The organism is Dyadobacter jiangsuensis, from assembly GCF_003014695.1.
Lineage (GTDB): Bacteria > Bacteroidota > Bacteroidia > Cytophagales > Spirosomataceae > Dyadobacter > Dyadobacter jiangsuensis.
In genome coordinates, this window is the sequence record NZ_PYAS01000001.1 from 438,857 (window position 1) to 459,637 (window position 20,781).

Genomic DNA, 20,781 nt, shown 5'->3' on the forward strand with positions numbered 1-20,781 from the left:
TACTAGGTTGAATTTGACGGTGATCAGTTTGGTGCTTTCATTGAGGTTGAGCGTGATTCAAACCCTGCCCGTCCGTACGAAATGGCGATGCGGGTAAGCCTGCCGAATTGTAAAAGTTGACGCCCTCGGGATTGTCCTGCCAGGCATACCGCACGTATTCAGGGGATTTGACCTGCTCGCTGCGCAATGCGATCCGGTTTTTCCCGAGTATTTCAGCCTCCGCCCAATAGAACTTTCGGTCGGAGCCAGCAACCGCAAACCAGCGCAATGCCTCGCCGTCCGACGACACGATACCTTCGCCGACGTGATCGAACGTCAATAGCACCCGGCCGTTATCGACGCTATGCGATTTCAGCACCGGACCGGAGTGGACGACTTGTTTTTCGCCATACGCCAGGTTCCGCGCGGCAAGCGCCAGTCGTTCCCCGACGCCTTTTTTGTTGAGTGGGTGAATGTCGTTCCATTCGCCGAGGTCGATGGTGACGGTCACGGCGGTGTTGGGTAACGTAAGTGCCTGGTTCTGTGCTTCCCGCAGTAAGGCGATATTGCTTTCAGCCGGGGTGTAGTCGATGTCCTGGAAATTGGGCAGCTGTGCTACGAGGAACGGGAGGCGGTCGTCGTGCCACAGCGCGCGCCAGTTGTTGATCAGCGCCGGGAGCAATGCATTGTACGGCTCGGGATTACCGGTGTTGGATTCACCCTGGTACCATACAAAGCCCTTGATTTTCATCGGCAGGGCCGGTGCGATCATCGCATTGTACAATGCTGTGGGCTGGTTCTGATGCACGAGCCGTGCTGGCGGCGCATCTTGGCCGGGCGGAAAAACAGCCCCGACTTTGTACTGCCACGTGCCCTTCAAATCGATGGTATCGCTGCCCGTGGTCATGAAATAGGGCTTGTCCGGGACAAAACCGCCCTTGCCGGAGGTGTTGGTAACCCTGATCACGAACGTATTCTGCCCCGCTTTGAGCAGTTCGGAAGGGATTTCGTATCGCCGCGGCGGGTATTGGTAGGTGATGTTGCCTATTTTGCGGCCATTCACATACATTTCATCGGCATCCACAATCCGTCCCATGTACAACTTAGCGAGCTTCCCTGCCCAATGCTGCGGGACATTGATCGTTTTCCTAAACCACACCACGCCGTCCAGCGCCCTCAGCCCCTGGTCCTCCCAGTACCCGGGAATATTGAAATTCCGCCAGCCTTTGGGTAGGTAAGCATCGCTTTCCCAATGTTCCTGCTGGCCTGCATCCGCGGCCGGGCGATGCGGTGGAATAGCGTTGGCGATGCGGGCCAATGCATTCACATAGCTGGTATCCTTGTTTTGCGTGATCGTTTTCCGAATACTTTCAAAATCCTTGAAACCACTTTCACTCACCCATGCCTCAATAGGCGTTCCTCCGACCGAGCTATTCATAATGCCGATCGGTACCTTGTGTTTTTCATAGATTTCACGGGCAAAAAAGTAGGCAACGGCGCCGAAGCTAAGCACGTTTTCCGGGCTCGCCGTTTTCCATTCGCCTTTCGGGAAATCCTCTGCCGGGCCGTTCAGGTTGGTGAGCGTCGGTACGAAAAAGTTGCGGATTTCAGGATAGTTGGCCGACGCAATGTCTTTCGGGAAGCGCTCTTTGACACGCTCCATGTTGATCACCATATTGCTTTGTCCGCTGCACAGCCACACATCTCCGAATGCGATGTCGGTCAGGCGGATTTCGTTTTTGCCTTTCAACACCATCGCATAGCCCGTGCCCGCTCTGTGCGCGGGAAGCGCTATTGCCCACTTTCCGGCCGCGTCTGCCGAGGTTTTATAGGTTTTTTGGTCAAATTGAAGGGTAATCTTCTCTTTCGGCGACGCCCAGCCCCAGATTTGGAGCGGCTGGTCGCGCTGTAAAACCATATGGTCCGAAATCAGTTTGGGCAGGCGGATCTGCGCGTGCAGGGGCATGGCCGCGCACAGGACGATTAAGGTTAGTAGTTTTGAAAGCTTCATGCGGATCAATCCGTATTATTTAAAATGCTAAAATTCAATGCGATACGAGCGAAAGGGGCTTTCGTTTCATGGCCTTGTATTCCGAAGGCAGCATGTTGAACTTGGCCTTGAAAGACTTCGTGAAATAGTTGGGTGTGGCGAACCCGGCCGTGTATGAGATCTGCGAAACGTTCATATCGCTTTTTTCGAGCAATAGCGCTGCTTTTTCCAGTTTGATCGACCGTATAAACTCGATCGGGCTCTGTCCGCTGATTTCCAGTACCCGCGTGTAGAGCGTGCCGCGGCTCATACCCACGTGGCGCGCGAGGTTCTCCACGCTAAGCTGGGTCGAATTCAGGTTATCATCGATGTAGGAGAGGATATCGCGCAGCAGTTTTACATCCCCGGATTCGATCGCTTCATCGCGTCCCGTCATCTGTATCTGTCTCGAATACACGTCTTTTAGCAATCTGTTGAGCAGCAGCAGGTTATTGATTTTGACATTCAGTATTTCAAAGTTGAAAGGCTTGGTCAGATAATCATTCGCGCCGGAACTCAGGCCTTTCAATTGCTGCTCTTCGCCGCTGGACGCTGTGAGGAGGATGATCGGGATGTGACTCGTGCGCTTGTCGGACCGGATCTTTTCACTCATCGCGAGTCCGTCCATTTCCGGCATGGCAATGTCGCTCACGATCAGCTCGGGATGGCAGCTCAGTGTTTTTTGCCAGCCTTCTCTGCCATCGGCCGCTTCCAGAACCTTGTAATGGCTTTCGAGGTTTTCTTTGAGATAATGCCTGAACTCCGCATTGTCCTCGACGATCAAAATCCTTGGCAAGTCGCTCTGCAACGCGTTGTCCGGCAAATCATTGCCCGGCAAAACGTTGCCCGGCACTTCCTCGAAATCGGTTTGTGGGGTCTTCGTTGCCGGGCAACGACTTGCCGGGGAGTTTTCAGTGGTAGCAGATTCGGGGAAGGGCATCGCGGGCGCGATTTCGACGGGGTTGAACATCCATTCCTGGCAAGGAAGCCCTACGGTGAAAACGCTGCCGCTGCCGCCGTTGCTGCCGACCGTGATGAACCCGCCATGCATTTGTACAAATTCCCGGACGATCGACAAGCCAATCCCGCTGCCCTGGTTGAGCACCGAGGCATCCGCATCGTCCTGGAAGAACCGGTCGAATATTTTCCCGTAATGCTCCGGTGAAATGCCTATGCCGGTGTCTGATATTTTGATGTACAACCAGTTTTGCTGGGAATCGTCGGTGCCGCAGGTCAGTTGCAACGCCACTTCGCCACCTTCCGGTGTGAATTTGAATGCATTGGAAAGCAGGTTGAAAAGAATGCGTTCCATCTTGTCGGTGTCGAAATCGACCAGTAAATGCGCGATGGCGCTATCGAACGTGAAACGGACGCGTTTGCGCTGCGAAAGGTCGCTGAATGAGTCGCATGCGTCACGGATAAAAGGCACAATGTCGGCACGTCGGAGGTCGGCTCTTAATTCCTGTTCCTGCAAGTTCTTGAAATCAAGCAGCTGGTCCACGAGGTTAAGCAGCCGTTTCGCATTGCGCCGGATCGCCGAAATCTGGGGCTGGTGCGGTGTTTCCTGTGCGAGGAGGTTTTCGACCGGTGCAAGAATGAGCGAAATGGGGGTGCGGAATTCGTGGCTGAGGTTGGTTAAGAACTTAATTTTCAGCTTGTCAAGCTCCTGTTTGCGTTCGATTTCGCGGTGGGCCTGCTCTTCCCGGAACTTCCGGTGCAGCCTGCGAATGCCGCGTCGGCGCATAAGGAACACCGCCACAATGGGGGCCAGCACGTAGAAAATGTAAGCATAAATGGTGAGGTAAAATGGCGGCTTTACGATCACCGCGACGGCGGCAGGAGGCGAGGTCCAATCACTGCCGTCGCTGCTGGCCTGTACCTCGAAACGGTATTCTCCCGGACTGAGGTTGGTGTAACTCGCGGTGGTGGCCCGGCTTGCCTGCTGCCATTCATTTTGCAAGCCTACCAGCCGGTATCGGTAGGCGGTCTGTTCGGGATTGGTATAGTTGAGCGCCCCGTAACCGATCGAAAAATTCTGTTTGTAACCGAGCCGGATCGATTGCGCGACGGAAATATCGGCGTCGATCATGCCCGAATCCGCGGATGTGATGGCGCGGTTCCCGACTTTCAGCTCCCGGAGCATCACCGGCGTCTGGCCCTGGTGCTTTTTAAGGCCACGGGTGTCGATGTAATTGAAACCCGCGATACCGCCGAAAAAGAGCATATTATCCGCCGTTCGCATGCCTGCGCCTAATGCAAAAGTGTTGTTTTGCAGGCCATTGTGCGCGGTATAGTTGGTGAATTTCTTCTTATGCAAATCCAAAAGGCTGATACCCTCGTTGGTACTCACCCAAATCCGTCCCTGGGCATCCTCCAAAACCTTGTTGACCATGCCGCTTGGCAGCCCTTCATTGACGCCGAATGGGATAAATCTGCGGGTTTTTTGGTCGAATAGCGCGAGCCCTTCGCCGCCGGTGCCCGCCCAGATATTGCCGCGGCTGTCTTCCAGAAGCGAGAGCACATTGTTGCTGGGAAGTGCTGCGGTTTCGCGGTCGAGCAGTATGGAAATCCGTTTTTCAGGATCGAAAACGGCGATACCGGTGCCATGCGAGGCGATCCACATTTTTCCGTGCCGGTCCTCCACGATGTCGCGGATGTAGGCATTCAGCGGTATCATGCGTTTCAGCAAAGAGATATTGGGGTCAAAAAGTCTTTCGAACTGCTTCGTCTCAGGATCATACACGTTGACGCCCCCGCCGTTCGTCCCGATCCACAACTTTCCTTTCTTATCCCGGGTGAGTGAAAAAATATTGTTGTTACCCAATGAGTTGGCCGCCGGGCCTTGCAGGAACTGTTCGTACGTGCCTGTTTGAGGGTTCAGCCGGAAGAGCCCGTCCTGGAATGTACCGACCCAGAGCGCATCGGGCGCCGTCATTTTGAGCGATAAGACGGCTAGCCCTGACGCCGCCGCCTTGTTCCTGGCGTGAATGGTATACTTCCTGAAAAGATTGGTTTTGCGGTCGTAGAGGTTCACGCCGCCGTCGTCGGTACCCACGAAAATGCGGCCGTCGGGGTGTTCCGCGAACGACGTGACGAAGGGAGCGCTGAGGCCGTAGGGGTCGTAGGGATCGCAGCGTTTCAGTCCGAAGAGCGTCAGATTACGGTCGTATTTGTTCACGCCGCCTTTGTAGGTACCCATCCAGGTAATGCCTGCGGCATCGGTGAGGATACAGCGTATAGACTTATTCGTTATGCTGAACGGCATACGCGGGTCGGGTGCGTGGGGTGCGATGTGTCCAGTGCGCGTGTCGATGATGTTCAGTCCGCCGTCGGTACCGACCCACACCTCGCTGCCACTTTGCGGGGCGATTGCGAAGACCATCTGGTTGCTGATCGAATGGCTGCTTCCAGGCTGGTACCCGAATCGCCGCGCCGGTTTTCCGTCGGCGGAAAGCGTAAAAAGGCCATGCTGCGTACCGATCCACATGGTGCCGGTGCTATCCTGGCTGATGGCCGTCACAAAGTCCGCACCGTCCTGGTAGCTTTCGCTACCACGGTAATCGACCGGTACAAACCGGTTTGGTTTACTTAAAAACCTGAAAAGTCCATTGCCGGTACCTACCCACATTTGCCGGGCGCGGTCACGAAAAACCCGGTGCACGTGCTTGCCTGCCACTTGCGGTGGTATGCCCGGGCCAGCAGCGAATGTTTTAATATGGAATGTATGAGGATCAACCACGATGAGGCCCTGCGTGGTACCAACCCAGATTTGGCCCTGCGCATCCTCGCATATCGAATTGATACTGTGGAATGCCTTGATCCGGACGAATGAATCCTTCCGGCGATCATACAAATGCAGCGAGCCGATGATCGTCCCCACCCAAATGCGGCCCGCACGGTCTTCATACAGCGCGGAAACGTCGTTTGATTTCAGGGAGGTCGAATCGGTTTTCCGGTGCCGGTAGACGGTGAAGCCCGTGCCGTCGAACTTGTTAAGACCGTCGTCGGTGGCGAACCAGAGCAGGCCGTGGCGGTCTTTCAGGATCGCGGTGACGGTGTTGGAAGAGAGCCCGTCCATGGCGGTAATGGCGGTAAAACGGGGCGGTTCGCTTTGGGCAATGGCCAGCCGTCCTGTGCAGGCAAATAGCAGCAGCAGGCTCATTAGTAGGCGGAGAAACGGCCTTATTTGTATCACGTTTTAAGTAATGAAAGGTGATTTACTATAAAGACGATGGAAAGGGGTATTTCTCCGTCGCCGGGAATGGGTTAAATGCAACTTTGTCCATGAATCCGTCTGTTTTGGCCCCTTTTTGAACATTCCTTCCCATAGTTTGCACAAATGTGCTCACGGTCGGCCTCGCGGCCATGCTACTTTTGTCCATTGTCAGGTTACTATAAATTATTGGAATCATTATGTTATAAAAATATATTGTCAAAATGACAAATAAAAATTTTCAACAAAAACCCTGCAAGCGTATGCGCTACTTTTTACTGAACAAGAGAAACCGGCTCTGCACATTAGCGACCATGGGGTGGCCGCTGATGCTGGCGATGACGCTGAGCCCCGCCGGCGACGCCCGGGCATCGGAAATGGATTTGAAAATGCACGTCGGCAAAGTTGTCGCGGATGTGGAGGTGACCGGCAAGGTTACGGGAGAGGCCCGGGCAGGGCAGCCAGGCGAAGTGCTGCCCGGAGTGAGCATCCTGATTAAGGGTACCACGCGCGGGACGATCGCCGATGAGAATGGAAATTTCAAAATTACGGTCGCGGATAACGAGCAAGTGGTACTGGTGTTTTCACTGGTAGGTTATGCATCCAAAGAGGTGGTAGTGGGGAATCAGAAGATCGTCAACGTATCGCTCGCCCCCGATCATAAAGTGCTGGAAGAAGTGGTAGTGGTCGGTTACGGCACGCAGCGCAAACGGGACGTGACAGGCTCAGTGGTTTCTGTGAGCGAGTCGACACTCAAAGAGGTACCGGCGCCGAACCTGGTCAGCCAGCTCAAAGGCCGCGCGGCGGGGGTGTCCATTATCAGCAATGGCAGCACGCCGGGATCACAGGGGCAGATCCGCATCCGTGGTAACCGCACGCTGACGACCAGTTCGGGATCAAGCGACGGCCTCGACGGCCCTTTGGTGGTGGTCGACGGGATTCCGTTCGGAGGGTTGAACGACATTAACCCGGACGATATTCTGAGCCTGGAAGTGTTGAAAGATGCTTCGGCAACGGCGATCTACGGCTCGCGCGGTGCGGGCGGGGTGATCCTCGTGACGACGAAAAGAGGAAAGATCGGCAAGCCGGTGTTCAGCTACGACGGCTACCACGGCGAGACGCGCATTATGGGCAAGTTCAATGTCATGAACGGCCCTGAATATGCCCAGTTCAAAGCGGATGCCGCCAAATACAACCGCACCAGCCCCGGTACGTCGGGCTATTTGCTTACGCCGAAGGAACAGGAAGCCCTTGACAAAGGCGTGTCTACCGACTGGCAGGACCTGATCTACAAGCCCGGGTTCATGTCCAATCACCAGCTTGGCATGCAGGGCGGCGTTGAAAATACGCAGTATTCGCTGGGTTTGGGGTATTTCAATGAAACGGGTATTGTCCCGAATCAGAACTTCCAGCGTTTCAACCTTCGCGCTACGATCGACCAGCGGATCGGGAAGAACATCAAGATAGGACTGAACACGTTGAATACCCTCACTTACCAGAACACGCCCGGCGGGGGCGGTGTGCCGGGAGGGCTCGTGCGCCTGACGCCGCTGGCATCGCCCTATAATGCGGATGGCGGCGTGAATATGTTCCCGTCGGAAGGCTCTATCGATGCCGCCGGCGTGAGTCCGCTCACGATCTTGACCAAGAAGGATTCGTACCTCGGGCGCACACGCTCCGTGCGGACATTCAACAGCCTGTACGCGGAGGTGAACATTCTGCCGGGTTTGAAATACCGGTTCAATGCGGGTCTGAATTTCAGCCAATCGAATTACAATGGCTACAACGGTCCGCTGACGTACTTCAATTCGGCGACCGTACAGTCTTCATCCACCGCCGAAATCAGCAATACCGAATATTGGGACGTGAACCTGCAACATTTGCTTTATTATGACAAAACATTTGCAGATAAGCACAAACTGGGTTTCACCGCGCTTTATGAATATACTAAAAACCACTCGTTGGGAAGTCGCTTCACAGTGACGGGCGTGCCGGCGGATTACATCAAAACGTCGAACTTCTCGCTGGCATCCGGCCAGCCCGTCGCCAATTCGGACTTCGGGAACTCGTTTTCGGAAACCGGCCTGCTTTCGTACATGGGAAGGCTCAATTATAGCTACGACGATCGCTATTTGCTCACTTTGACCCTGCGCCGGGATGGTTCGTCCACGCTGTCGCCGGGTAACCAGTATTTCAACTACCCGGCCATCGGCCTGGGGTGGAATGTGATCGAGGAAGGGTTTATGAAGAGCGCGGCCTTTGTTTCGAACCTGAAACTGCGCGGCGGCTGGGGCGTGTCGGGGAACCGGAATGTGGGCGCTTACGCGACGCTGGGTGCATTGTCGGCGGGGTATTACAATTTCGGAACAGGTACCGCAGGGCAGCAGCTGGCCTACACCGTTACGAGCCTTCCGGCGAGCAACCTGAGCTGGCAATCGACCTCGCAGGTGGATATCGGTGTCGACTTTGGCTTTTTGAACAACCGCATTACCGGTTCGGTGGATTGGTACCACCAAAAAACCAAGGATATTCTGCTGTCCGTGCCGCTTCCTCCCAGCAACGGGGCCGGTTCGACTTTGAAAAACCTGGGGAAAACCGAAGGTAAGGGGTTGGAAGTGGCTGTGACTTTCGAGATAGCCCGGAAACCGAAAGGGTTCAACTGGAGCGTGGACGCGACCTATTTCTTCAACCGCGAGAAAATCACCCAGCTCACTACCCCGCAGGAAAAAGCCAACCTGGGCGCGGGATGGTTCGTCGGACAGCCGCTCTCCGTAATTTATGATTATAAAAAACTGGGTATCTGGCAACTTGCCGATGCAGAGAACGGTACTTTGGCCAAACAAACTTCGCCCGTGCAATATCCGGGGCAGATCAGGGTCGAGGACCTGAATGCAGATGGTAAAATCGACGCGGGCGACCGCCAGATCCTGGGTAATTTCCAGCCCAAATGGGAGGGAGGCCTTACCAACCGTTTCAGTTTCAAAAACTTCGACGCGTCGATCGTCACCTATGCGCGGATGGGCATGAAAGTGCTGGTGCCGTACCTGACGGGCAACTCTACGGGATCGGGCGGTTTTGCATTCTTCAACCAGAGCCGCGTCAACCAGGTGAAAGTGGATTACTGGACCGATACCAATCCGACCAATGCATTCCCGGCGCCCGACGCCAGCAGTGCCGTTGCCAACTTCGGTTCGACGCTCGGGTATTACGACGGCTCGTTCATCAAATGCCGCAGCATTAACCTCGGGTACACCTTCGCGAGCGACATCATCAAGAAGATAGGCGCTACTTCGGCCCGCATTTATGTAAACCTCACCAACCCGTTCATTATCTATTCGCCGCTGGTGAAGGATAACCTGGCCGTCGATCCGGAAGGAAACAGCTATGCGAGCGGACAGTCGACGCTCAACCCGCAGGGGGCCAGCGAGCGTGGCGCGCCGGAGCGACAAATCGCCGTCAACCTCAACAACCCGCCGGTAAGGCAATTCACCGTGGGCGTAAACCTTAAATTCTGATCCGACTATGAAATCCATCAAAATATTCATCACCGCCGGTATGGTCGCAATGCTGAGCTCCGGTTGTGAAAAAGTACTCGAAGAGCATCCGCAATCCCAGATCGTCCCTTCGTATTTCAACAGCCCGTCGGGCGTGCTCGGGGGCATTGCCGGGGTGTATAACGACATCCGCAGCCAATGGGGAACCGAGGGTTTTACGGTCGAAATGCAGGCGGGTACCGACGAATTCATCCAGGGCCTCAGCGCCGGTACGCCTATTCCTTACACTTATAATGGGTTGAACGGCAGTAACTTCGGGTCGGCCTGGGGCGTTGCATTTCAGGATATTAATACACTGAACGGCGTGTTGCAATACGGACAGACGATCGACCTGCCCGACGCTACCCGCAAGCAATACCTCGCACAGGCCAAGTTCCTGCGGGCGTTCTGGTATTTCTACCTGGTACAAACCTGGGGCGATGTGCCTTTGCATACCGAGTTCATCACCGTGCCTTCCCAGGCCGCGTCTCGGCAGCCTGCGGCGCAGGTTTATGAGTTGATTATTAAAGATTTAACAGAAGCTGCGGCCGATCTGCCCAACCAGCCCACCGCGCCATTCCTGGGCAAAGCGGCTACCAAGCCCGTGGCGCAGTTTCTGCTCGCCAAAGCTTACCTCACCCGCGGCTGGCTGAACAATACCGCGGCAGACTTTACCAAAGCAGCCGCATTATGCGACGAGATCATCGCAGCCAAATCGGCTTACGGGCTGGATCTCTGGCAGGACTACGGGGATGCATTCGTGCCAGCCAATGATTACGGAAAAGAAACCATGTTTGTGAGCGACCACGTGCTGGATCCGAAATATGGCTATTATAATGTCGGTGGTGCAGCCGGCGGCGGCGCGGCGCAGAATCTTTCGCCCTGGTTTACCAACTGGAACTACCCGAACAACAGCGGGATCAATTCCATCAAGAATGCTGCGGGCGCGTTTGTGAACAGCGGTACTTCGGGCATGATCCGTGACTCCTACTATGGCCGGCCGTATATCCGTATGCGCCCGAACTCCGACAAATGGGCCACCGGCCCGCACGCAGGCAAGAACTATTTCCTCGACCAGGCATTTACCCGCCGCGACGTGGACTCGCGTTTTGCCAGCTCTTTCTATACTGTTTATATTTCCAATACTTCCATTACCAATGCGGCCGGTGCGACTAACAACAGCCGGGGGATCGGATATACCACCGTTGTGGGGCAGGATACCGCCGTGTGGCTGCCCGACTACGAGGTGCCCGGTGCGCCGCAGTTTGTCGGTACCAGGCCTTTCAAAGGCATTGTAGTGCCGCCGAGCCTCTGGAACAATGGTATTTTCCCTGCTTTGAAGAAGTTCATGGATCCCAGCCGTGGAGCGAATTTTAATGATCCATCCACCCGTCCATGCGTTTTGTACCGCTTTTCGGACGTGTACATGACCGGCGCCGAGGCGCATTTTAAAGCCGGTGACGCTGCGAAAGCCGCCAGCCTGATTAACGTCGTGCGGCAGCGCGCGGCATTCCGCAAGAGTAATACCGCTGCACAGAATGCCACTGCCGCAGCTGCGATGAACATCACCGCCGCCGATGTGACCCTGGATTTCATTCTCGACGAGCGGAGCCGCGAGTTTTTCGGCGAATGGCAGCGCTGGCATGACCTCGTGCGCACCCGCTCGCTCGTACGGCGCGTGCAGGAGTGGAACCAGGAAGCGGCGCCTTATGTGAAGGATTTCAATATGTTAAGGCCAATTCCCCAGTCGCAGATCGATAGAGTCGTGGACGGTCCTGCTTTTCCACAAAATTCCGGATATTAAACCTTATGAATCAATTTATTGATATGACTCGCAGCTTGTTATCGGCCAGTTGCATGGCATTGGCGGCGATTGGCAGCATTGGCCTTGAAACGGGCCATTGCCAGCAAGCCAAAGTGAAACCGTTGGTGAGTGACCTATTTACCGCCGACCCGTCCGCGCATGTTTTTAATGGTAAAATCTACATTTATCCTTCCCACGATATCGAGGCCAATGTGCCGCAGGATGATGAAGGCGGGCATTTCAATATGCGGGACTACCATGTGTATTCGATGGACAACATCGGAGGGAAGGTAACCGACCACGGTGTGGCGCTGGATCTGAAAGACATTCCCTGGGCAGGACGCCAGCTGTGGGCCCCCGACGCCGCATTCAAAAACGGGACTTACTATTTGTATTTTCCGGTTAAGGACAAGCAGGACGTCTTTCGCATTGGCGTAGCGACGTCCCAATCGCCTGCGGGGCCTTTCAAAGCGGAGCCGGAACCCATTCCGGGCAGTTACAGCATCGATCCGGCTGTTTTTACCGATACCGACGGGCAGACTTATATGTACTTCGGCGGTATCTGGGGCGGGCAGTTGCAGCGCTGGCATTCGGGGAAGTACGATAAGTCGCTGTCCACCGACCTGGGCAAAGGCCATGACCAGGAGCCTGCATTGAGTGCCAAGGTGGCTAAAATGAGCGGTGATATGCGCACATTTGCGGAATCGCCGCGTGACGTACAAATCCTCGACGAACATGGCAAGCCGCTGCTCGGCGGCGACCACGACCGCCGGTTTTTCGAGGGAGCGTGGATGCACAAGTTCAATGGTAAATACTATTTTTCGTATTCCACCGGCGACACGCATTTGCTTTGCTATGCCGAAAGCAATTCACCCTATGGGCCATTTACCTACAAAGGGGTAATCATGAAACCGGTCGAAGGCTGGACGACGCACCATTCCATCGTGGAGTTCAAAGGTAAATGGTATATTTTTTACCACGATTCCGAACTTTCGGGCAAAACCCACCTGCGCAATGTGAAGGTGCGCGAGCTTGTGCGGGGTGCGGATGGTGCCATCGTCCCGATCGTGCCCTGAGCGTTAGCGCGATCGTCCCGATCGTGCCCCCGACGCCGAAACGGAAATAATATCCAAATTTTAGTGAAACGAGCGCCGGTGCCGGCTTTTAATGGCTGTACCGGCGCATTTGTGGCCACGACCTCATCCAAAAGCATTCAATCATCCAAGCTATGCAAATCGAAAGACGTGATTTTTTATCGACATTAACACTGGCCGGAGCGGCTACTTTGTTCTCCGGCAACCCGCTGATCGCCGCTACGTCGCCGAAAAAGGATAAGCTCGGCATTGCGCTTGTCGGCCTGGGCTATTACAGCACCGACCTGCTCGCCCCCGCGCTGCAACTCACGGAGAAATGCTACCTCGCAGGCATCGTGACCGGTACACCGTCGAAAGCCGAAGCCTGGAAAGCCAAGTACAACATTCCCGACAAGAACATTTACAACTACCAGAACTTCGACCAGATTGCGAAGAACCCCGATATCGACATTGTGTACGTGGTATTGCCGCCATCCATGCACCGCGAGTATGTGGTGCGGGCCGCGAAAGCCGGTAAACACGTGTTCTGCGAGAAACCGATGGCACCATCCGTGGCCGACTGCGAAGCGATGATTGCCGCCTGCAAAAGCAACAAGGTGAAGCTGGCGATCGGTTACCGCTGCCAGCACGATCCGAATATTCAGGCCTATATGAAGGTGGCGAAGGAGCAGAAGTTCGGGAAAGTGAAGATGGTCAACAGCGCCGCGGGGTATTTCGACGCCCGCACCGACCACTGGAAGCAGAAAAAGGCATTGGGCGGCGGCTGCATGGGCGATATGGGTGTGTACGCATTACAAGGCGCACGCCTGGCAACGGGCGAGGAGCCGATCAGCGTGATCGCGCAGGCATCCACGACCCGCCCCGATATTTATAAAGAGGTGGAAGAAACGATGATGTTCATGCTCGATTTCCCGAGCGGGGCAAGGGCCGCCTGCCAGACCAGTTTTGGCATTAATATGAACTACCTGCAAGTGAACTACGAAAAGGGCTGGCTGAAATTGGAGCCGCAGTCGGGTTATAACGGTAACAAAGGCAGCATGTCGGACGGGACTATCATTAATTACCCCATCAAGAGCCAGCAGGCGAAGCAAATGGACGAAGACTGCCTGGCCATCATGAACAACACCGACCTGATTGCCCCAGGCGAAGAAGGCCTGCGCGATATCCGTGTGGTGGAGGCTATTTACAAATCGGTGGCGACGGGCAAGAGCGTCAAAATATCGTAGCTGATCCTCAGAATACAATACTGAACAAAATCGCCGGAGGCATTGCACTCCGGCGATTTTGTTTTTTTACCCCAATAACCGCGCAAAGTGGTTTTCGAGGTGGCTGCGCATGCCGTTGCGCAGCTTCTCGGCCGTGCCGTGCTCGATGATATCGACGATTTCCTTATGTGAAATAAAGTTGTTGTTCGAAGGGAGCTTACGCAGCAACCCGCTTTTGTGCACGTAATCGAATACCGGCAGCAGCATACGCTGAAACTTCTTCATGGTTTCGTTTCGGGTGATCTCGTACAGCTTGCCGTGGAAGGCGATCTCGTGCTCGATCTGGAATATCATCCGGTCGGATGCGGCGGGTTCGTTTTCGACGAGTACTTTCAATACGGCGATATCCTCCGGCGTTACGCGCTCCATAATGAAGTCGGCCATCCCGATTTCGAGCGACAGCCGCATTTCGAAAATCTCCTTCAACGTGTTCTCGTCGAGGATCTTCGGATTCATGCTCTTTTCGAGGATGGATACCAGGTCGGGACTGGTAATCACCGCCCCCCGGTGTTTTTTAGATTCCACCAGACCCATCAGCCGCAGCCGCAGCATCGCCTCGCGGACGACCGTCCTGCTCACACCGAGCGACTGGGCCAGTTCCAGTTCCTTCGGGATCGAGTCGCCTACCTTGAAATTGTGATCGATAAAAAACTGGACGAGATTGCTCTCGACCTTGTCGACCAGCGAGCTGGTGTCGACGCTTTTGATATTTGGAAAAATGTCTCCCATGAGTGTTTACAGCGCATTATGTATGACAAATTTGGCTGTTTTCGGTTAAAGCGCAAGCCATTTTGTGATTAAGAAATGCTGCCGGCGAAAAATTTTTTTCGCAAGATGCTTGCTATCAAGACGGTGAAAACTCTACCTTTATTATGTCATACATAAGACAAATTTAACTCTTAACCTTTTCTATGAAATTGAAAACTACCCACCGCAGCATCCTGCTCAGCCTCGTCGGGCTGTTGCTGGCGACATGCCTGCACGCGCAAACCACGCGCCAACTGACCGGGAGAGTGCTGTCCGACGACGACAAGCAGCCGCTTCCCAACGTGACCGTTTTGCTGAAAGGCAAGAACATCGCCACCGAAACCTCCCTGGAAGGGACTTATACCATACCAGTGAGTGGGGGAGACGTGATCCAGTTCCGGATGATGGGCTATGTGATGCAGGAAATGCCCGTAGGCGTAGCGGCGACCCTCGATGTTTCGCTCAAACCGGATGTTTCCGCATTGAACGAGGTGGTCGTAACCGGCTACGGGTCGGCCAGCCGGACGAAAATAACCTCGTCCATCGCCAAGCTGGATTCAAAAGTGCTCGAAACAGGGATGCGCGCGAACCCAGCCCAGGCGCTCGCGGGTACCATTGCCGGGGTGCGCGTGTCCACCGCCACCGGCCGACCTGGCTCAATTCCCACCATTATCCTCCGCGGCGGAACCAATTTCGACGGATCGGGGAGCCCGCTCATCGTGGTCGACGGGCAGGTGAGGGGCTCGCTGAGCGACATTAACCCCGATGACATTGAAAGTATGGAAGTATTGAAAGACGCTTCCGCCACCGCCATTTACGGCGCACGCGCCAGCAACGGGGTGGTGCTGATTACTTCCAAAAGAGGAAAAGATGGTGTTTCGTCGATCAGCTTCAAGGCTAAAACGGGTTTCAATTTCCTGAACATCCCCTATAACTACCTCAACGCGGAAGACTATATCAAATGGACGCGGATGGGTGTTGTGGAGGCGATCAGGAACGGGACCGCTACGTCGTCGCTGCTCTCGGGCGTGGGCCCGCGCGGGACGGGTAACCTCTACAAAGATGCCAATGGGGTAATCCTCGACGGGAATTACGATTCGCGGGCGATTTGGAGCACCATGCGCCTGAACGATAGCAACCGGGAACTGCTGAATGCAAACGACGGCTGGAAAACCATGAAAGATCCCGTCAAAACCAATGCGGCAGGGGCTTACGACCCGAACGGGACCAATGCGGATTTGATTTACAAGGATTTCAACTACGGCGATTATGCATTCAAATCGCCGGCTATTTCGCAGGATTATAATATCGGAATGAATGGCGGTAATGCGAAGGGCGGCTACTATGCCAACCTGGGTTATTACAATGAAGACGGGTTGTCGCTCGGCACATTCTATCGACGGCTTACCTTCACATTGAATGGGGATTACAAGATCAAAAGCTGGCTGAAATCCGAAAGCAGCCTCAACTTCGCCCGGGCGAACTGGCGCGACCAGTCGCTGCAAAATGGTGAGGCCAACTACTGGGGCCGGATGCTTTCTGCGCCGCCCACCATGCGCGGTACCAACGCCAACGGCGAGCTGATCCTCGGCCGCGATGCCAGCGACGGCAACCCGATCCTCAATTTTGATAAATACAAAAGGAAGAACCAGTCCGACAAATTCACATTAGGACAATCGTTCAGGGCGGATATTAATGAAGACCTCTTCATCAAAGCAGGCGGTATATTGATGTACGACGAAGCCGTGGCGGAGTCCTTCAACCGCGATTTCCGCATCGGTATCATGAGCACGACCAACCCGAATACCGGCTGGAACCGCGACCGCGCTTCATCGGCAGGTTTCGACCGCGTGGTTCGGCAGACCTACAATGCCGTATTGAACTACAAAAAGGCATTTTTGGGCAAGAGCTTCATCGATGCGATGATCGGTTCCGAATATTACCAGGAGGCGACGAATGGTTTCAGCGCCGCCGGCCGCCTCGCGCCGACCGACGATTTCCAGGACCTGGGCCTGACGACCAACGATGCCAACACCCGCACCATCGATTCCTACCATACCCGCGAGCGCATTATCTCGGCATTTGGCCGCCTGAACTACGATTACGACGGCAAATATCTTGCGTCGTTTACGGTGCGGCGTGACGGCTATTCGAGGCTGATCGGCGACAACCAGTTTGGCACTTTCCCGGCTTTCTCGGCGGGCTGGCTCATGCACCGCGAGGATTTCATGGCGGCGACGCAAAAGTGGCTGTCATTCCTGAAACTGCGTGCCAGCTATGGTAAAAACGGGAATATAGGCATTGGTACCAACAACGGCATCGGCGTATACGAATTGCAGGGTTCTTATGGTTCGCAAACGGCCTACAACGGGTCTATCGGCTTCCTGCAAACCGGTGTTGCGAACCCCAATTTGAAGTGGGAGAAAAGTAATACCGTGGAAGGCGGCGTGGAAATGGGCTTTTTCAATAACCGCATTACTACGAATATTGCCGTCTACAACCGCGTGACGACCGACAAGATCGCGAGCGTGATCCTGCCTACTTCGGCCGGTATTTCGAGCATCCGTACCAACAACGGCAGTATGCGCAACCGCGGGGTGGAGCTGGAAGGCGTTTTTAAAGCCGTTCAGAAAAAAGACCTCACCGTGCAGATCGGCGCGAATGCGGCCTGGAACAAGAATAGGGTACTGAAACTGCCTTTCAACGGCAATGAGAACAACCGTCAGGGCGGCCAGCGCATTTACGACCCGAAATCGGGCAGGACGATCTGGGCAGGTGGTTTGCAGGAAGGGCAGGAGTACGGTGAGGTTTTCGGTTATGTGAGCGACGGCATTATCCGTACGGCCGAAGATTTATCCAAATACAATAAAATTGACATCGCCGCCGGAGAGGTGCAGTACAATGGCGCGGCAGGCAAGCGGGTAGCAAGTGAGGCGATGATTTCTTCCAAAGGCCTTAGCCGGACCACCTACATTGCCACGCAGCTCGGCGATATGATGTGGAAGGACCTGGATAACAACGATACGATCGATACCCGCGACATGGTGTCGCTCGGGCGGACGATCCCGCGGTGGACAGGAGGCGTCAATATGCAGGTGCGCTGGAAGAACCTGTCGCTTTTTGCCCGGATGGACTTTGGATTGGGCCATATCCAGATGGATTTCCAACATCTGTGGTCGCTGGCCAGCGCGCAAGGCGAGTTCAATGTGACGGACCTGGTGAAGGATACCTGGACGCCGGAGAACCCGAATGCGAAATATCCCCGCTACACCTGGGCCGACCAGCTCAATTCCAAGAATTTCGACCGGCCGAGCAGCATGTTCTGGGTGAACTCGTCGTACCTGGCATTCCGCGAGGTGTCATTGACATACACCGTTCCTTCGGCCTTGCTTCAAAAACTGAAACTGGCAGGGTTGAATATTACCGCCACCGGGCAGAACCTGGGTTACCTGACCAACAAAATGCTGGCATTGCCCGAGCGTACCGGTAACCAGACCAGCGCATATACCATTCCTACATCCCTTATCCTTGGTGTTAACCTCACATTCTAATCACATGAAAAAGATCATGTTCCATATATGCTGGGCCGTATTGTCGGTGCTGGCGACCTCCTGCCAGGATGCGCTTGAACTCGCGCCCGAGGACTATTTCGGAAACAGTAACTTCTGGCAGAACGAAGCCCAGGTGAGCAATTTCATGGTGGGCCTGCACAAGCAGTTTCGCGACAACCAGTTTCAGTTCCTCCGCCTGGGCGAAATGCGCGGCGGGACGTACAGCAACGTCGATCGCCAGGCGACTTCGCTCAATGAACTGCCGGTGATCGAGCAGCGGTTGGAGGAAACTTCATCGGGTGTGAGCAGTTGGGCAGGTTTTTATGGCCCGATTTTGCAGATCAACCTGTTCATTCAAAAGGTGGAAAGCATTGGTTTTCTGTCCGAAACCCGCAAAAGCTACCTGCTGGGGCAGGCCTATGCTATGCGTGCTTACTACTATTTCCATTTGCTGCGCACTTACGGCGGCGTACCGCTGGTGCTCGAAGCGGATGTGCTCAATGGTACTACCGACGCGGTTCTGCTCCGGAAGGCCCGGGCCACAGAGGAGGAAGTTGCGAATGCGGTGAAGGCCGATATTAATAAATCGGTGAGCCTTTTCGGCGTGCAGGTAGCCACTGGCGATAAAAGCCTGTGGTCGCCCAATGCAGCCCGGATGCTGAAAGGCGAGGTGTTCCTGTGGACGGCCAAGCTGCACGGCAAACCGGCTGACCTTGCCGAAGCCAAAACGGCATTGGAAGCCGTGAACGGAAGCAGCCTGCTGCCCAGCTTCGCGAATGTTTTTGCCTACAATCAGAAGAATAACAACGAGGTGATCTTCGCTGTGCGGTACAAAGTGGGCGAAGCCGAAATGAGCGGTGTAGCGGCTTATACCTATTCTACCTTCAACATGAATGGGCTGCATTATAAAGATTCGACCGTGAGCGCCGGTGTGGGCAATTTCCTGGTGGATCCGCTGGTGCTGGCGGCCACCAACTCGCAGCAGGTCATTCAGCGGTATGCCTATACTTTTGAATTATTTCAATCGTACAACCTCGCCGACACCCGCCGGAATGCTACTTTCTATGATTATTACAAGGTCAATACCGACGTAACGCCCTTTGTGCCGACCATCAGGAACACCGCGCTGGTGAAATTCCTCGGTACCATCGACGCCAACAAGCGCTATTTCTCCGACGACTGGCCGGTATACCGCGAGGCCGACAGGCTTCTGATGCTGGCGGAGATTACCAATGCGCAGGGTGGCGACCCGACGGCCTACATTCAGGCCGTGCGTGACCGCGCATTCGGCGGCAAGGACCCGAAACCATTCGTGAATGCCGGAAAGGACGCCAACGAACTGGCGATTTTTAACGAGCGCACGTGGGAGTTCGTGCACGAGGGCAAGCGCTGGTATGACCTGCGCCGGATGAAATTCGGCAGCGAGCCGCTGGTTTTCAGAAGTGCGGCGCACCCTTACGGCGTGCTCGACAAAACCACGCAGGGTTACCGCATTCTCTGGCCTATTGAAGCGGCCATTTGGACCAACGACCCGCTCGTGACGCAAACGCCGGGATACAGCACCGCGCGACCTAACTGAGTATTCTCTTTTCAAAACCGATACATTCATGAATTTACATTTGGAAGGCCTTATTGCGGCTCCATTCACCCCTATGAAGGCCGACGGCAGCCTCAATACCGATCTTATCCCCGCTTACTACGAGTTTTTGAAGCATAATGGCGTCAGCGGCGCATTCATCTGCGGCTCTACGGGCGAAGGTGTATCGCTGACCTTCCGCGAGAAAAAACTCGTGACCGAAGCCTGGGCGGCCTGTGCGGCGGGCGACCCGGCATTTACCGTGATGCCCCTGCTGGGCGGTACCTGCATTGCGGATTGCATTGATCTGGTGAAGCACGCCGCGGGTGTGGGGATGGATGCGGTGTCGTTCACGAGCCCGTCGTATTTCAAGCCGGCCAACGTGGAAATGCTGGCCGAATGCATTGTCGCCATCGCGGAAAGCGTGCCCGAAATGCCGTTTTACTATTACCACATTCCCGTGCTGACGGGCGTTGGGTTTGCGATGTACGACCTGCTGCAAGCCATCGACGGCCGGGTTCCCAACTTTGCGGGAATCAAGTATACCCACGAGGATTTTATGGATTTTCAATCTTGCCTTAACTTCCGCAATGGCCGGTACGATATGCTCTGGGGGCGTGACGAGAATATGCTTTCGGCGCTGGCCATCGGAGCGAGGGGGGCAGTAGGCAGTACATTCAATTACGCTGCGCCGCTCTATCACCGGTTGATGGAGGCATTCGAAAAGGGCCGGATGGACTCTGCTGCCACTTTGCAGCAACAATCGATCGATATGATCCGGCTTTTGGGTAAATATGGAGGTATTTCGGTGGGCAAGAGCTATATGCGGCTGGTCGGAATGGATTGCGGGGAGTTCAGGCTGCCGGTGCGGAACATGACCGGCGGGCAGTTCGAGGCATTCCGGGCCGATGTGGCTTTGCTGGATTTTGATTCGTTTAAATCGGGCCGGGTTTTGGCCAAAAACACATTTTAATGTTTTGCAAAATCAAC

The 20,781-nt window shown here is 54.9% G+C and carries 10 protein-coding genes; 7 read left to right on the forward strand and 3 right to left on the reverse strand.

The genetic code is table 11. The features are described from left to right. Positions 1–37: 37 nt before the first annotated feature. Together CLV60_RS01625 and CLV60_RS01630 are read right to left on the reverse strand one after the other, a co-directional pair. On the reverse strand, positions 38–1,990 hold the full coding sequence (locus CLV60_RS01625; protein WP_106593633.1) for a sialate O-acetylesterase: 1,953 nt from the start codon (positions 1,988–1,990) through the stop codon (positions 38–40). A gap of 34 nt (positions 1,991–2,024) precedes the next feature. Continuing rightward, the gene (locus CLV60_RS01630) at positions 2,025–6,170 is read right to left on the reverse strand and encodes a hybrid sensor histidine kinase/response regulator transcription factor (protein ID WP_106593634.1); all 4,146 of its coding nucleotides are present in this window, start codon (positions 6,168–6,170) and stop codon (positions 2,025–2,027) included. A 314-nt stretch (positions 6,171–6,484) separates the two neighbouring features. Between CLV60_RS01630 and CLV60_RS01640 the strand changes: the two genes are divergently transcribed. The 4 genes from CLV60_RS01640 to CLV60_RS01655 all read left to right on the forward strand — a co-directional run bounded on the left by CLV60_RS01640 (position 6,485) and on the right by CLV60_RS01655 (position 13,878). Beyond that, positions 6,485–9,736, forward strand: coding sequence for a SusC/RagA family TonB-linked outer membrane protein (locus CLV60_RS01640; protein WP_229210762.1), 3,252 nt, complete (start codon positions 6,485–6,487; stop codon positions 9,734–9,736). Positions 9,737–9,743: 7 nt separating this feature from the next. Beyond that, a complete protein-coding gene (locus CLV60_RS01645) occupies positions 9,744–11,558 on the forward strand; it encodes a RagB/SusD family nutrient uptake outer membrane protein (protein ID WP_106593636.1) in 1,815 nt (604 codons plus the stop codon). A gap of 53 nt (positions 11,559–11,611) precedes the next feature. Continuing rightward, the gene (locus CLV60_RS01650) at positions 11,612–12,634 is read left to right on the forward strand and encodes a glycoside hydrolase family 43 protein (protein ID WP_374755640.1); all 1,023 of its coding nucleotides are present in this window, start codon (positions 11,612–11,614) and stop codon (positions 12,632–12,634) included. 152 nt (positions 12,635–12,786) lie between these two features. After that, positions 12,787–13,878 carry a Gfo/Idh/MocA family protein gene (locus CLV60_RS01655; RefSeq protein ID WP_106593637.1) on the forward strand — a complete coding sequence of 364 codons (1,092 nt, stop codon included), beginning with the start codon at positions 12,787–12,789 and terminating at the stop codon, positions 13,876–13,878. A gap of 66 nt (positions 13,879–13,944) precedes the next feature. On the opposite strand, the gene CLV60_RS01660 is transcribed toward CLV60_RS01655, so the two are convergent. Then, entirely contained in the window at positions 13,945–14,646 is a 702-nt protein-coding gene (locus tag CLV60_RS01660; RefSeq protein ID WP_106593638.1) for a FadR/GntR family transcriptional regulator, read from the reverse strand. 182 nt (positions 14,647–14,828) lie between these two features. Here CLV60_RS01660 and CLV60_RS01665 point away from each other — a divergent pair, with 182 nt between their 5' ends. The 3 genes from CLV60_RS01665 to CLV60_RS01675 are packed head-to-tail and all read left to right on the forward strand — an operon-like array spanning position 14,829 to position 20,764. Continuing rightward, complete coding sequence (locus tag CLV60_RS01665; protein ID WP_106593639.1) at positions 14,829–18,215, forward strand: SusC/RagA family TonB-linked outer membrane protein; 3,387 nt, start codon at positions 14,829–14,831, stop codon at positions 18,213–18,215. 4 nt (positions 18,216–18,219) lie between these two features. Beyond that, positions 18,220–19,794: a RagB/SusD family nutrient uptake outer membrane protein gene (locus CLV60_RS01670; RefSeq protein ID WP_106593640.1), complete on the forward strand. Its 1,575-nt coding sequence runs from the start codon at positions 18,220–18,222 to the stop codon at positions 19,792–19,794. Between the two features lie 28 nt (positions 19,795–19,822). Next, positions 19,823–20,764 (forward strand): dihydrodipicolinate synthase family protein, encoded by a 942-nt coding sequence (locus CLV60_RS01675; RefSeq protein ID WP_106593641.1) that lies wholly within the window; start codon positions 19,823–19,825, stop codon positions 20,762–20,764. Positions 20,765–20,781 lie beyond the last annotated feature (17 nt).

Bases quoted from the DNA above. Each gene is read 5' to 3' on its own strand.
- CLV60_RS01625 (WP_106593633.1), bottom strand. From the start codon at position 1,990: ATGAAGCTTTCAAAACTACTAACCTTAATCGTCCTGTGCGCGGCCATG.
- CLV60_RS01630 (WP_106593634.1), bottom strand. From the start codon at position 6,170: ATGAGCCTGCTGCTGCTATTTGCCTGCACAGGACGGCTGGCCATTGCC.
- CLV60_RS01640 (WP_229210762.1), top strand. From the start codon at position 6,485: ATGCGCTACTTTTTACTGAACAAGAGAAACCGGCTCTGCACATTAGCG.
- CLV60_RS01645 (WP_106593636.1), top strand. From the start codon at position 9,744: ATGAAATCCATCAAAATATTCATCACCGCCGGTATGGTCGCAATGCTG.
- CLV60_RS01650 (WP_374755640.1), top strand. From the start codon at position 11,612: ATGGCATTGGCGGCGATTGGCAGCATTGGCCTTGAAACGGGCCATTGC.
- CLV60_RS01655 (WP_106593637.1), top strand. From the start codon at position 12,787: ATGCAAATCGAAAGACGTGATTTTTTATCGACATTAACACTGGCCGGA.
- CLV60_RS01660 (WP_106593638.1), bottom strand. From the start codon at position 14,646: ATGGGAGACATTTTTCCAAATATCAAAAGCGTCGACACCAGCTCGCTG.
- CLV60_RS01665 (WP_106593639.1), top strand. From the start codon at position 14,829: ATGAAATTGAAAACTACCCACCGCAGCATCCTGCTCAGCCTCGTCGGG.
- CLV60_RS01670 (WP_106593640.1), top strand. From the start codon at position 18,220: ATGAAAAAGATCATGTTCCATATATGCTGGGCCGTATTGTCGGTGCTG.
- CLV60_RS01675 (WP_106593641.1), top strand. From the start codon at position 19,823: ATGAATTTACATTTGGAAGGCCTTATTGCGGCTCCATTCACCCCTATG.